Genomic DNA, 13,988 nt, shown 5'->3' with positions numbered 1-13,988 from the left:
CCATGTGGCCGGTTTGTACCGACTACTGATCCTACCCGCGAACAGCGGACAATCCATGTCTTATGTCATCCTACCTGACGGGAATTCCACTCGTCGCGAGTGATTTCCCAGATGTCGGTTCTGGCAGCCCGAAAACGTACCCTCAAAGCATTTTTAAAGTGTCATCTAACCAGGCGGGAAGATTTTCTCTTTACCAGTTGAGATAGAATTGAAAATCACTTTTCTGCCGTTCATTAAGCAGTATGACAACCTCGGTAACTATCCATGCTTTAGCAATTGCAATTTCTTTAGCTAAATCACTAAGATTATAATTACGCGATATACAGTTATAGCGTTCAGCAAACTCCATAAACTTTTGTTTAGAACCCATCCCCTTTATAATTGGGGCAAGGTCAATGGCTGGACTACCAGTGCTGAATCTCTCCCAGTCGAAAAGAACTAAATCACCGTGCTCCCTTTTTCCCCAATTACCCGCATTACTGTCACCCGAAATTAAGCAATGACCACTGAAAAGAGCATCACTTGCTTGCTGAAAATAGCGCAACTGTTTTGCTGCTCTACCCGTTAATACCAATAATATGAGAGATTTTTCGAGGGCTGATTCTGACCAAGAGTGATTGTGATAAACCCATGAAGGGTCCGGTGGATAGCAATGTAAGCGAGACAGAATTTCCAATACGCCGTCTCGTGCAACTTCGTCCTGATCAACTTGGTGCGGAATATACTCAAGTTTTAACTTGCGCATGGACGGATCGGCAAACAACAGCTTTGGGGTAGAAATGTCCACTTGAGCTAGATGCCTGGCAGCATGTTGGTAAAAACTGAACTCGACATCATTGACAGGAAATTTTTCGATGACTTGATTGCCTGCGTCATCCACCAAAAGCCTCACTTTGGCAGTCCCATGCGTGATAAATTATCATCAGACATACATCTTGCCTTTAACGTTGACCGATTGGTTAATTCAGAGGGATTTGAGTTTAGCGCAATCTGCCAGTCATGTGTCCAGTTAGCATATTGTGAAGTGTGGAATGTCCGCTCCTGGCACAGGGCGGACATCAGCATTAATATCCTGCATCACTCCGGTTCCGAAGCTGAAACGTTGTACTGCTTGTTTTCATCAACTAATTAATGTTTTATGATTCAACTGCTACTTTTATCATGGAATCAACAGGATGAATCAGAAGGCATGGTCTTTTAAAGCTGTTGGTCAGGATGATCTTCGGTACTTTGGGAATAATGGTTATCACGACGACTCAACTAGTTTTTACAGATATGACAACTTTGTCCCAAACCATAAGCAGGTTAAAAAAGGGGATATTGTCATAGTTACTGATAGAAAAAATGTCCTGGGAATATCAGTTATAGATAATCTGTCATCGGCACCATACATAAAAATTCGTAACCGATGCCCTTATGAGGACTGCGTTCCAGCAAAGTTGATCCATCGGAAATTTAAAAAACCAGAGTGGCGCTGCAGTAATGGGCATGAATTTGATTACCCAAAGGTAGAAGACGCTCCCGCATTGGAATTTAAAGCTGATTATAAAAAAAACTACAAACCCATTAATTCTGTCTCCATAACAGATTTAATTTCTAACACTCCACGCTACAACGTTCAAAGCTCAATTCAAGAAATTGACTTTGAATGGGCAAATCATTTGTTTGGCGGGGTCAATCAACTTGGCCCTACCGAAGCAGACAGTGACGATACTCTCCTCAATGAAAAAGATCAGAGAAAAGCAGTTATACGGCAAATTAAGCAAAGGCGTGGGCAAAAAGCATTTCGTGACAATTTGATAACCCTAGCGGCTCAATGCGCAATTAGTGATTGTGCAATCGTTGATATCCTCGAAGCAGCGCACATCACTCCATACAAAAATGATACACACAACCACGTAAGCAATGGGCTATTATTGCGTTGTGACATGCACACTTTGTACGATCTGGATCTATTTGCTATCGATCCTGACTCGTTACTTATTTACTTTGCTCCTCAGATCCAAGATAAAGAATACACAAGATATCATGGGAAAAAATTGCGTGTTTCGTACAAAGTTAATCGTGGAGCCCTTGTCGAAAGGTGGAAAACGTTTACTGAAATGTATGGCAATTCCCACCTGATAATAAAAGCAATCCAGGTTTAACCATACAAGGCACAACATGGGATTATTAAAAGCAGGGCTTCGCACTGCGAATGCTATCGTCACGCTCGGTGGATCGCTGGAATTAGAGCATGCGAAAGCAAGCTTCGAATCCACTCATGCTTCCTATAAAACAACGTATGACGAAGTAACGTTAATAAAAGCCAAGATTGATTATCGCATTAGTGAGTTGGGTGACACGCTAAAAACCGTAAAAACTAAACTGGATAATATCGAGCAATTATTAGAGACCACTTCCACCTCTTTCGATAAACAGTCCCGGCCAACTATGCATGCATTGCAGAGTATTGAACTATTCAATCAACAGTATTCCGGCGTACTCAGCGTGGGATTTGGTGGGATTATGGGTGGATCAATGGCATTGGGCGCGTGGGCGCTTGTTTCAGCCATTGGCACCGCGTCTACGGGCACGGCTATCGGCACGTTGTCTGGTGTCGCTGCAACCAATGCGACACTAGCCTGGTTCGGTGGTGGTGCGCTCGCTGCGGGTGGAGCTGGAATGAGCGGCGGTATGCTGGTACTCGGGGGGCTAGTTGCGGCGCCGATTATCTATTTCGCAGCGAAAGGGGCTTGGACCAAAGCCCGCGCTTTTCAGGACCAAGAAGTGCTCGTTGAGCAAGAGCATGAAAAACTACGCGCACTAAAACCAGAACTCGAGAAGCAATATAACGACGTACTAACGTACACCATTCAATTAAATAGCCATTGCCACACATGGTTGGCACAAATGGATAACGGGCTAGCGATCCTTTACCCTTGGGGGAAATTCAGCATTTTTTACCGGGATTTGCTGCACATTATTGGTATTAAGTGGAAAAAACTTGAGCATCTGGCGGCCATTGAAACCATGAATCAGCAGACTATTCAGTTTTTGCATTTTTTCCAAAACGAGAACACGTGACCCGAACACCTACAATTAATACTATGCGGGCTTAGCAACGTCCGCCCCCTGGCACGCAGCGGACAAATGCTCGGCGATTATGGTCTGCACTGAGCGACACGCGGAAGTTTGAACTGAAAAATACAGCGGATAGAATGTTACAGAATTGAATGTGGAGGCTTAATCATTCCAGGCTGGGTGAGATTTATTTTTCAGTCATAATCAATTGCTGGACAACGTTGTCGCAAAGGAGCAATACGGGCAGTATGGAGGCTACCTGCAACAATAATAAATAAGGGATTTTAATGCCCGGTCAATCGACTCTGATGATTTTACCTCTGCTTATGACATCGGTATTCCTGCTGACAGGATGCCCCCCAGCACCGGACCTGACACAGTGGAAACGTCCTGATACGGATATCGATGGCGTGCGCGTCGCAATGGGTAAATGCGGCGTGCAGCTCCCCGGCCCCGATATCCCCAAAACGGATAACGAGTCAGTTCTGTATTACCAATGCATGGAGAATATGGGGTTTACCCGCAAAGACGGATTCAACATTTGCAGCGTTCGTGTTTACCATGATACCCCCGCCTGCCGCACGCAAGAACAGGGGAACCCCTTGAGTCAGAGTCAGCTAGAAGCGCTGCCTTTTGTCGCGGACAGAGGATTTCATCCGATAAAGCCGGATTCCGGCGTGAGCAATTCTTCCTTGATTACCTGGCGTAAAGCGGGGGCCTCGCAGCATTTTTCTCATGAAATTGAAAACGACCAACAAGCACTGGCGGTGATGTATCAATGCGGTTATCCGCAACCTTTGGGCTCGGTGCCTTACGTGCCGACGCTGCGCAAAGCCGCTGATGTTCAGCAATGCATGCTGGATAAGGGTTTCGAGCCGAAATACAAACTCTCTCTGGTATGCCGCAATTACCCGCAAGTCACGGCATGCCCAAAAACATAACGCTTACCCTTCTTAAGCCTGGGGCTGCACCTGACTAATGCGTGGTCGCTTTTATTCGTGACGTGAAGAATGTCAGGACGGGTCACTATTGCAGAAACCGGAGCAACACAACGCTGGAAGATTTTATCTGCTTTTTGGACAGGTACATACGCTGGTATAACGCGAAGCGAATCAAAATCTCATTAGAGAGTGATCACCGCCGCCAGTCAGTTGTTTAACGGTAACACGCAGCGGATGGTTGAGTGGCTGAATAAACCTGCACGAGCGCTTGCCGGAAAAAAACCGGCAGAGCTGTTATCAACCCCGGCCGGCGCCGAGGCGGTACTGACTCTTATCGGACGTCTTGAGCATGGCGTTATCACCTGATGAGTGAGCAGACTTATTACAGGCTGGTAAAAACACCTTACACATCAAATGCCTTTGACGGTTACGGGGCCAGAACGTATGGCGGCAGGTGGAACTCTCCGGGGAAAAACTGCGTTTATCTTGGCAGCTCCCGGGCACTGTGCGTGCTGGAGACACTGGTTCACCTGGAAATAGAGGATCTTATTCAAGGATATACGCTACTGAGCATACAGGTCCCCGAAGCGCTGGTTGTTTCATTGGACAGAGAAGCGTTACCGAAGGACTGGCAGTCCGAACCTGCACCCCGGTCGACACAGCGTATTGGTGATGAATGGCTTGAGGGCGAAGGCCGTCCTGGATACCCTGACTGCAGAGGCTTTCATTATCGATCCAAGGCTCGGTCCTCGCCGCTGAAGGGCGAGCCGTATAGTAGGGAATACGCTTACAACCCCGTCTTACGACTTAGCCTTCAGGCTTTTCACCGCCGTTCAGGTTCTCTCTATACCGATAGGTCTCGGACACGAAGTCAATGAACGCCACTGCAGAGGCAACGGTCAGCCAGCATTAAGGGGGCCGTTTGGATATCGATAATTATTGTACGTTTCCCAAATGCACCCCTATAGAAGGTAATACGCTCATTATTAGCGGGTTATTGCTTTGCTGGGCGAAAGGTTGGATAGGTGAATCCTATTAATCAGTACAGGCTATGCCTGGCTTCGTCGGCTCACCGGCTACGCTATATCCCTCTCAGAGGGTGTAGTTTCCAGGAAAACCGGGCGGTTCAGTTTATTATTCACCATAAAGCCGATCTGGCATCTCATCGGGCAATTTTTCCAATTTTCCACATGGATAAACATGTGAACCTAAGGCAAGACTAAAGCTAAGAATTTCTTTACCATTTTCCTGAGCCCCTCCCCAGACAATGCTGAGTGAATCCTCTGATGGAAGATACCGCCCGGATAAGTTATCAAAGTACACTTTATTATACTGTTCATAAGGCATTAATTCCGTTGTTGGCTTTTCTGAAAGGAATAAATCAGTCTCCATTGTTGACTTATTTTTTAACCCAATAAGGGTATGCCCCTGGTCGTTCCCCTCCAAATTGCTAACAGTTATCGCAATCGATTTACCGCAGACCTGTTGATACTTAACGTTATCCTGAGTGACCGCATAGGCTTGGGAGAAACAGCCAAGCGAAGAGACAATAGCGATAAGTAAAAGCCTTTTCGTTCTATTCATAGTTATACCTTAATATAGTTAGTAGCATTCAATAAAATCATTAAGTCATGAAATATCCGTGCAACGGATATTTTAAATTACTTATTATTCCTCTGACACAGTCAGTGCATCAAAGGAATAATATATTTAGTTTTTAGTAAAAATTTAGGTGGGACATAAAAACACCTAAGCGCCTCTGTTTTTTTGTTTACTTAAAAATTAACTTTCAAACCAAAAGTTGCGCTATACCCTTCGATATCAGATTCAAAACCTCGTTGGTAATTTATCTCTGAATAAATTGTCGCATTGTTATAAAGTTTTCCAGAAAGTCCTATTCCACCCTGCCACCAACCATTACCCATGTCCGCTTTGATTTGCTGTTCGGCTACCTGAACTGCGGGTTCGCTACCAATAAGTGTCACGGCATCCAGCGTCAGATAAGGATTCCATTCAGGGTTATCCTGGAACAAACGCAGCCCTGCCCTGCCTTGTGCCATGTTTATTGATGTGCCTGAAACAGAGCTTATGTCATCGCTAAACCCATCCAAATTCAGATACTGATAAATTGCCTGCAACTGTGGCTCAATTTTCAGGCTTTCATATAAGACAAATGGTTTACCCGCCTCGATGGATAATGCAATACCATAGCCGTTCTGGCTGGCATTATGGGTGCTGTCGTAATCATTTTCGTACCAGCTTCCCATCCCCACAATATCAATATATCCGCCGTCTGCAGCTTTTATCGTGTAGTAGCCACCAAAGCTGTAAATATCACTGCTGATGCTGCCCGTATTTATAGACAGGGAAGGATTTTGGTTGCGTAAACTGTCTTCTGAGTCGGTTTGCTGATTACCCAGAGTCATCATAATACCGGTGCTATACTCTGTATTGTTTGAGTTTTTATCCCACATCAGATCCACACCTAATTGTGCAAACCAGGTATCAGTATCGTAACTAAAACGCCCTGAATCATAATTTGTATGCTGCCCCGCGACCCGCCCCCATTTCCCATTAGCACGCACTACATCGCTGCCAGTACGCTGATGGTAAGTACCGAGAGAGTCAAATCCGTAATGCAGATTGAGCATCGGAGTAGCAATATAGGAAGGTACTTCTTCACGCCATGGTTGCGTATTATCGGATGGTGTCGGAGCTGGGTCCGGAGCAGGAGTTGGGTCCGGTTCAGGAGTCGGGTCCGGTTCAGGTATTGGATCTGGAATTGTCGAGGTGCAGTTATAGTTGGCACAATTGCTCAGATACCAGTTTTCACCAATACCCGTAGTGATGTCACCTTTGCGTAAGCTATAGTTGTAAGCGCCAACAGACACAGGATTTCCCAGAGTGAACGCCCCATTTCCCTGAGTATTTACGCCATCGACTATGATGACCTCAATGCCATTCCCCTCCGTGTTGTTGCCAGTCCCACCAGTATTATTAACATATAAGGTATTGCTACCGGTCACATCACCAATGACGTGGATCTTGTCTGTCGGTGAATTACTATCATCAATAAAGGTGTTAATGTTAAACACACCACTTCCATCCATGTCTCCGTTTACGGTCAGTGTGGAATAGTTATCCCCTGAATGTTTAAAACGTACTTCGCCATTTGATGTCATCGTGTTAATCGTTGAATCGCCAGCAAGCTCCCATAGGCTAGTTTCATCCAGGCTTACACTGTCAACAGTGTCCGTTGTCCCGTTCCATTCGGACTGATTTTGTAGAGATAGATCCACGATGTTCCCGGCATCAGCAATAATCAGCCCTTCAAGCGCTGAATTACTGGCCGATAAATGAACCTTACTTTCTGTTACTACGCCACTGGTACTGTTCGTTGAGCTACCAGCATGGAGTAAAACGCCATTACCACTTTCAACAGTAGACCGGTTAATCACATTAATCTGTACGTTCGCGCCGGAGGTGAGGATCCCTTCACTCGTACTGCTTTTTACATGGCTGTTATCCAGTGTCACCACTGCCTGGTGTGCGACATCAAAGCCTGTTGCATATATTCCGTTTGCATCGTCCCCCGTCGCATTCAATTGGCTGTCTTTCAGGATTATCTGACTGTTCGTGTAGGAGCGGAGTAAATCCGCATTCTGCCCCGACGAATTACCGGTAACAGAAGATGCTTGAATTACAGAATCATTCATTGCAGCAAGAAGGTTACTTCCCGTTCCGATTGTGTCGATGAAGGCGTTATTAATATTGAGAATTCCAGAGCATACTATTGCAGCAGAGCATGCAGCCACGGCAGCAGCTGAATTATTACCCTCCGTATGTAGAGTCATATTTGTAGCAAACAGGGTAACGGGTGGTAATTGGCTGGATGCTTTATCCCCTGAATCTACATACAAAGCGTAAGATCCGGTGCCTGTCGTAGTGACTATATCATTATCAAGATATGCATCGTTTCGGGCATCAATAGCGTTTGACTTGGCTCCGTTGGTGATGAGCGTAAGATTATTTGCTGTAAGGTGACCGTCAGTGCTTGAAACGAAAAACCCTCTGATATTATCGCCAATGCTTTCGTAGTGACCTCCGTCCAGCAGTATTTCACTGTAAGAATTCGCGCTGACAATCATCCCGCTATTTCCAACCATTTTAACGTCACCGTTATTTATGGTAATCAAGGATTTATGCGTTGAATCCTTTCCTAGTGCGTAGAGGGCACTTTGCGAGCGGGTTGACTGTTGATCAATTGTCAGATTGGTAATGGTTGCTGTTGAAGCATTAACAAAAAGAGAATATTGAGCATCTTTCAGATTTATGTTGACGTTATAAAGGTCATTTGCTGATGCACCAGAATATAAACCAATGCCCATCGCCTGAGACCCATCACTACTGATCCGCATACCCTCTCCGTGAAGGGATGAGTCTTGTCCACTAACATAAATCACACTACTTCCTGCTTCAGCAGAACGAATATCCACATTTTCAAATGTTGCGGAGGCACCGGAATCGATATTGATAGTTTTTCTCGAATTCTGTGTTGCTATATCAGCGTCTCGAAGCGTTAGCATACTGTGATCAGTCAAATTAAATGCAAAAGAATCATTTCCTTCGGTGGAAACTAAAGATTTTATAGAGGTAAACGTACCGTTAATATCTACTCCACCCGCCACATCAATATCAGTACCCGCGCCCTTAATATTAAAAGCATTTTCAGTATCAACATTGATTAATGTTTTTGGGAGGTAATCAATTGAAATAGGCTTTCCACCATCATAGGTGGTAGATGAAAAAACCAGAAAAGGATAGGAGAGAACCCCAAAGAGAGTAGTAATTAATATTCTTCCCTTAAGTGGTAAGGTGTTTTTTTGGCATGCTTCCATTTTGACAATTCCTTATTGTAGAACAATTCCATTGCCAATTTTAATTTTGGTTTTGGTTTTTTCTGAGAAAAAATTGGTATTTAGTTTTTTACATTAATTTGAAAATGATGACCTTGTCAAGATTAAATACCTTCAACAAAATCATATCAGACATGGCACAGTCTTTTAATTAACGCTAACAAATAACATGAAAGTATTTAGTAACGCTAAATAGAGTTAGGTTGAATTAACAGCTAACGTTATTTAATAAAGATAATTTTGTGTTTTGACATTATGCAATGCATTGATGATTAATACATTTAGCTACGCTTAACACCTGTTTAAGCCATCTCGCTTCCTTTCATTTTCATATCGTGAATAATAAAGGCCAGCGTAGATTGTTGGTAAATACAGCATCCGCATGGCTGATTAATTTGTTTTCTTAAATTAATCATTTTAATTTTATGGGATAAAATATGAAAATGACTTCATGGTTAAAAATGGGTGTTCTTGCTGCGGCCGTTACCGCATCAATGGGAGCATATGCTGATAATAGCTTGGGCTCAATTACTGTAACGGGCAGTATTATTAGTGCCGGTTGTTCAGTCGATGCCGCAAGCATTGCGGCACCTGTTGAATTGGGGGTTTTACCGGTTGCCGATTTTAAGGCGGCTGGCGATCACTCAGCACTGGTGCCATTTAGTGTTCATCTTACAGCTTGTCCTATCAGCCAGGCAGGTGTAAACCTGTTGACTTCAGGCGCTGCTGATGCAACGAACAGCAAACTGATTGCTGTTAGTGGTGTAACGGGTCTTGGTGTTGCTATTTATAACGCTGATGACACGCAAATTAACCTGAACTCAACCTCTGCATTTGCAGCCATTGATCAGGTAACTGCTGAGGCAACAATCCCATTGAAAGCAGCTGCGATGTCAAACGGTGGAATGGTAACTGATGGTGAATTTACCGCTACGACTAACTTCACTCTGTCATACAACTAATATTGCCAGTAGTCAGTTAATATTAATGGCGTGTAAATGTTCTTATATTACTGACTAGGGTTAAAAGGATAAAACCAATTATGAAAATGAAAAAACTGAGTATTGCTGCGATTGTTATGTTGGGTCTGGGTGTTAATGCAGCGCAAGCGACAGATGGTACTATCAACTTCCACGGCACCGTGACCTCGCCTGGTTGTAATGTTGTAACAGGTGCAGAAAATTTAACTGTAAACTTTACTGCAATGCCTGTAGCAGCACTTTCTCCTCTTGCTTCAGGTACTACAACATCTGAGCTGCAGAAGCCTTTTTCTATTAAATTGGAAAACTGCCCAACCGCAATTCAAAGCGCAGTCATGAAACTGTCAGGTCTGGTTTCAGGTTATAACAATAAGATATTTACTGGTCCTTCTGGTACTGGTACTGCAGGCACGGTAGGTTATGTTGTTAGCGAAGCAGCAACTCCTTCTACTTATTTGGTTTCAAATACTAGCACTGTATATGGTAAACCATTGACAGCCGGTAATAATAGTCTGGATTATTTGGTTGGTATGAGTCGCACCACAGGTAACAAGCCAGTAACCACTGGTACTATGAATGCTGTCATTAATTACGAGTTGTCATATCAGTAACGATTAATACATGATTTATATGTAAAGTTGAGTGATTGTCAGCGTATGGCAATCACTCTTATTTTAATTTTGAGGTGAAAGTATCATGAAGTTTTCTTATAGAACAATTATTGCAAGCACTTTATTAATTGCATCTATTCCTTCTTATGCAGGGCTAACCGTTGGTGCAACACGAGTAATATTCTCTGGAGATATGAAAGAGGCGTCTCTGTCTGTTAAAAACAGTGATAACTCCTCGGTTTATCTAATCCGTTCCTGGGTAAGTTCAGATATAGATGGCGCAAAGGTCCCCTTTCTGACCACACCACCACTATTTCGTCTTGAAGAGGGGCAAAGTAATAATATTAGAATAAACCAAACGACTTCAAATCTACCGCAAGATAGAGAATCTGTATACTGGTTAAACACGCTGGCTATACCACCAGAGTCTGAAAAGAAGACAACGAATTCCTTACAATTTTCACTCAATACACGCATTAAGCTTTTTTACAGACCTGAAGCATTAAATGACCCTCGTAAAGCTGAAAATGCTTCAAGTGAGTTGACGTTTACTCATTCTGGAGACAGTTTACAGGCAAATAACCCAACGCCATATTTTGTTAACATGAGTCAAATAAAGATTAATGGCAATACGTTACGAGAAGGCTATATGGTTGCTCCTAAATCATCTCTAAAAATTAAAAATAGTGCAACGAGTGGTTCTATCAACTGGAAAGCGATTAATGATTATGGTGGCTTAACTAAAGAGTTTTCTGCCAAATTTTAATTTCCGTAAATGTAATTTACGTTTTGCAGGGCGGTTGTTATGGAAGATAATAAAATAAAAAACACTAAAGAAAAACCACAGCGGATGTGTAACCATTTAAATAAAGGCAGCGTTGTTCTGAGGCCGATATTTTTGAATGTGTTAGCAAAAGCTCTCTCATTTTTTCTCTTATTATTTTTCCCATCTGTTGTTATATGCGCAGAAAAATTTAACCCGGAGATGTTGAAATCTATTGGTGGGGTAACTGATTTACAAGGGATAAACCTTGACTACTTTTCAGAAAAAGGTGGTCAAATGCCTGGTTATTATAAGGTAGATGTGTATCTTAATAGTCAGAAAGTAGATGCAAGAGAAGTAAAGTTTATTAGCTCCCCTGGTTCGCCAGGGGAACTTTATGGGCAATTGAAGCCAGCAGAATTAGCCGATTATGGGGTTATTCTCAATACTTTTCCAGACCTTAAATCTGCACCTCCAGATGAAAACCTGGATCATCCATTAAAGTATTATATTAAAGATGCAACAGAAACACTGGATTTAAATAATCGTCGTTATAATATCACTGTTCCTCAGGTCGGTGTAAATAGTCGTCCACGTAACGCAGTGGATCCTAAAAGCTGGGACAACGGTATTCCAGCGATACTTTTAAATTACAGCTATTCAGGTTCAACAACTAAACGCGACGATGGTGACTCCCAAAGTAATTTTGTAAACTTACGAAGCGGAATAAATTTAGGTGCCTGGCGTTTACGTAACTATTCCACTTACAGTGCAACAAGTAATACCTCGTCGGGTAACAGCGATAGTAGCGAAAATCAGTATCAGTCGATAAATACATATCTGCAGAGAGATGTGCAGCTATTACAAGGTGGACAGCTTACGGTGGGGCAAACATCTACGCCGGCGGATGTTTTCGACAGTTTACAGTTTACCGGAGCGCAACTGGCCTCTGATGATCAGATGCTGCCGGATTCGATGAGCCAGTTTGCACCAACGGTACGTGGGATTGCTAAATCGAATGCTCAGGTCACCATCAAGCAAAATGGTTATGTAATTTATCAGACCAACGTTTCTCCAGGTGCCTTTGCGATTACTGATCTTTACCCATCCAGCAATGGGGGAGATCTGGAAGTCACCGTGACGGAAGCTGATAACTCAGTAACTAAATTCACTGTAACCACCAGTTCAGTGCCAATTTTACAGCGTGAAAATCGCCTTAAATACAATATGGTACTGGGTAAATATCGCTCGGGTAACGACGATACCAAAACGCCAGAGTTTATTCAGCTCTCAAATATTTACGGTCTTACTGCACTGACCACTATTTATGGCGGGATCCAGTATGCGGATAATTACCAGGCAGCGACTATTGGGTTGGGAAGAGATCTGGGTCGCTGGGGTGCAGTCTCCTTCGATGGTACTCAGGCTGTCAGCAAGTTCGATGACAATTTGATGGGTAGAAAACAGGGTCAGTCTTATCGAGCTATGTATGCGAAAAACTTCGACCAGACCGATACCAATCTACAAATTGCTGGCTATCGCTATTCAACTGAGGGTTACTACGGTTTTAGTGACGTACAGGATTATCAGCGTGATACAGGTAACGATATTGATAATTATAATCGCTCGCATAATCAACGTAGCAAAGTTCAGCTTACGATAAATCAGACGCTTGGTGATTATGGTTCTGTGAATATCAGTGGCAGCCGTCAAAACTATTGGGGTGGCGATGGAATGGAGAAACTAATCCAACTGGGATATGCCACTTCTATTCATGGCGTCAGCATTGGGTTAAATTATAACTATTCGAAAAATCCAGGCTCACCAAATGCGGATAAAGTAATCGCATTTAATATGTCAGTGCCGTTCGATTTATTATTGGGACACAGCGGTGCATGGATGACATATAACATGAACAGCACCAAGAATGGATCCACGACACAACAGGCTGGAATAAATGGAACATTGCTGAAAGAAAATAATCTGAGCTATGCAGTACAGCAGGGTTATGAAAATGAAGGTAAAGGCTCTTCAGGGAACGCTTCTTTGGATTACAAAGGTAATCTTGGCGAGAGCAATATTGGTTATAGCTATGACAATAACACTCAGCAATGGAATTATGGTATCCAGGGTGGAGTTTTGTTACATCAGAATGGTATCACGCTTTCTCAGCCACTGAGTGACACTATTGCACTGGTTAAAGCGCCTAATGTGGGTGGTGTTGATGTCAAAAATAATACCGGAGTTAAAACCGACTGGCGTGGTTATGCTGTGGTGCCTTATGTACAGCCCTATCGCAAAAATGCTATCGACTTAGATACACAAACATTTGGTGATGATGTGGATATGGACATAAATAGTCAGACAGTTACGCCAACTCGAGGGGCTGTGGTACTTGCAGATTTCAAAACCCGAGTAGGTCAGCGTGCGCTCATTCAATTATTATTCTCTGGAAAACCAGTGCCATTTGGAGCGACCGTGACCTTAGTTGATAAAGAAAACGACAGTCTTATCACCGGTATTGTCAGCGATCAGGGGCAGGTATATTTGTCTGGATTACCTGAAACAGGAAAAATAAGCGCTAAATGGGGAAATGGCAGTGCCCAGCAATGCCAGGGAGATTATGTTTTAAACTCGGATACCCCATCAGAAAATAAAATGGACCTGATAAAACAAACTATTGCCCAATGCCATTAATTCTATGAAAAAGGTTA

At 43.3% G+C, this 13,988-nt stretch carries 11 protein-coding genes and 1 pseudogene; 9 read left to right on the top strand and 3 right to left on the bottom strand.

The genetic code is table 11. From position 1 onward, the window contains the following. Nucleotides 1–190: 190 nt before the first annotated feature. Nucleotides 191–930, bottom strand: a pseudogene (locus D6029_RS14745) (aminoglycoside phosphotransferase). Between the two features lie 245 nt (nt 931–1,175). Here D6029_RS14745 and D6029_RS14740 point away from each other — a divergent pair. The 5 genes from D6029_RS14740 to D6029_RS14720 all read left to right on the top strand — a co-directional run bounded on the left by D6029_RS14740 (nt 1,176) and on the right by D6029_RS14720 (nt 4,882). After that, a complete protein-coding gene (locus D6029_RS14740; RefSeq protein ID WP_120065477.1) occupies nt 1,176–2,147 on the top strand; it encodes an HNH endonuclease in 972 nt (323 codons plus the stop codon). Nucleotides 2,148–2,163: 16 nt separating this feature from the next. Further along, nucleotides 2,164–3,066 carry a hypothetical protein gene (locus D6029_RS14735; protein WP_120065476.1) on the top strand — a complete coding sequence of 301 codons (903 nt, stop codon included), beginning with the start codon at nt 2,164–2,166 and terminating at the stop codon, nt 3,064–3,066. A 284-nt stretch (nt 3,067–3,350) separates the two neighbouring features. Further along, nucleotides 3,351–4,004 (top strand): hypothetical protein, encoded by a 654-nt coding sequence (locus tag D6029_RS14730; RefSeq protein ID WP_120065475.1) that lies wholly within the window; start codon nt 3,351–3,353, stop codon nt 4,002–4,004. A 189-nt stretch (nt 4,005–4,193) separates the two neighbouring features. Further along, nucleotides 4,194–4,370, top strand: coding sequence for an MbcA/ParS/Xre antitoxin family protein (locus tag D6029_RS14725; RefSeq protein ID WP_272482842.1), 177 nt, complete (start codon nt 4,194–4,196; stop codon nt 4,368–4,370). Next, nucleotides 4,370–4,882: an RES family NAD+ phosphorylase gene (locus tag D6029_RS14720; protein ID WP_120065473.1), complete on the top strand. Its 513-nt coding sequence runs from the start codon at nt 4,370–4,372 to the stop codon at nt 4,880–4,882. The genes D6029_RS14725 and D6029_RS14720 overlap by 1 nt, the downstream gene beginning before the upstream one ends. A gap of 256 nt (nt 4,883–5,138) precedes the next feature. Here D6029_RS14720 and D6029_RS14715 read toward each other — a convergent pair whose 3' ends face one another. Beyond that, entirely contained in the window at nt 5,139–5,588 is a 450-nt protein-coding gene (locus D6029_RS14715) for a hypothetical protein (RefSeq protein WP_120065472.1), read from the bottom strand. A gap of 191 nt (nt 5,589–5,779) precedes the next feature. Next, entirely contained in the window at nt 5,780–8,902 is a 3,123-nt protein-coding gene (locus D6029_RS14710) for an autotransporter family protein (protein ID WP_120065471.1), read from the bottom strand. 455 nt (nt 8,903–9,357) lie between these two features. Between D6029_RS14710 and D6029_RS14705 the strand changes: the two genes are divergently transcribed. The 4 genes from D6029_RS14705 to D6029_RS14690 all read left to right on the top strand — a co-directional run bounded on the left by D6029_RS14705 (nt 9,358) and on the right by D6029_RS14690 (nt 13,971). After that, on the top strand, nt 9,358–9,882 hold the full coding sequence (locus D6029_RS14705; RefSeq protein WP_120065470.1) for a fimbrial protein: 525 nt from the start codon (nt 9,358–9,360) through the stop codon (nt 9,880–9,882). Between the two features lie 80 nt (nt 9,883–9,962). After that, nucleotides 9,963–10,511, top strand: a complete 549-nt coding sequence (locus tag D6029_RS14700; RefSeq protein ID WP_120065469.1) for a fimbrial protein — start codon at nt 9,963–9,965, stop codon at nt 10,509–10,511. Nucleotides 10,512–10,596: 85 nt separating this feature from the next. Then, entirely contained in the window at nt 10,597–11,277 is a 681-nt protein-coding gene (locus D6029_RS14695; RefSeq protein WP_120065468.1) for a fimbrial biogenesis chaperone, read from the top strand. Between the two features lie 39 nt (nt 11,278–11,316). Next, nucleotides 11,317–13,971 carry a fimbria/pilus outer membrane usher protein gene (locus D6029_RS14690; RefSeq protein WP_120065467.1) on the top strand — a complete coding sequence of 885 codons (2,655 nt, stop codon included), beginning with the start codon at nt 11,317–11,319 and terminating at the stop codon, nt 13,969–13,971. Nucleotides 13,972–13,988: the final 17 nt, after the last annotated feature.

The sequence above is a fragment of the Buttiauxella izardii genome (assembly GCF_003601925.1).
Taxonomy (GTDB): domain Bacteria; phylum Pseudomonadota; class Gammaproteobacteria; order Enterobacterales; family Enterobacteriaceae; genus Buttiauxella; species Buttiauxella izardii.
The sequence above is the reverse complement of the archived record's forward strand: the minus strand, read 5'-3'. Positions and strand labels throughout refer to the sequence as shown.

Coding starts and splice junctions, on each gene's coding strand:
- D6029_RS14740 (WP_120065477.1), top strand. CDS start 1,176: ATGAATCAGAAGGCATGGTCTTTTAAAGCTGTTGGTCAGGATGATCTT.
- D6029_RS14735 (WP_120065476.1), top strand. CDS start 2,164: ATGGGATTATTAAAAGCAGGGCTTCGCACTGCGAATGCTATCGTCACG.
- D6029_RS14730 (WP_120065475.1), top strand. CDS start 3,351: ATGCCCGGTCAATCGACTCTGATGATTTTACCTCTGCTTATGACATCG.
- D6029_RS14720 (WP_120065473.1), top strand. CDS start 4,370: ATGAGTGAGCAGACTTATTACAGGCTGGTAAAAACACCTTACACATCA.
- D6029_RS14715 (WP_120065472.1), bottom strand. CDS start 5,588: ATGAATAGAACGAAAAGGCTTTTACTTATCGCTATTGTCTCTTCGCTT.
- D6029_RS14710 (WP_120065471.1), bottom strand. CDS start 8,902: ATGGAAGCATGCCAAAAAAACACCTTACCACTTAAGGGAAGAATATTA.
- D6029_RS14705 (WP_120065470.1), top strand. CDS start 9,358: ATGAAAATGACTTCATGGTTAAAAATGGGTGTTCTTGCTGCGGCCGTT.
- D6029_RS14700 (WP_120065469.1), top strand. CDS start 9,963: ATGAAAATGAAAAAACTGAGTATTGCTGCGATTGTTATGTTGGGTCTG.
- D6029_RS14695 (WP_120065468.1), top strand. CDS start 10,597: ATGAAGTTTTCTTATAGAACAATTATTGCAAGCACTTTATTAATTGCA.
- D6029_RS14690 (WP_120065467.1), top strand. CDS start 11,317: ATGGAAGATAATAAAATAAAAAACACTAAAGAAAAACCACAGCGGATG.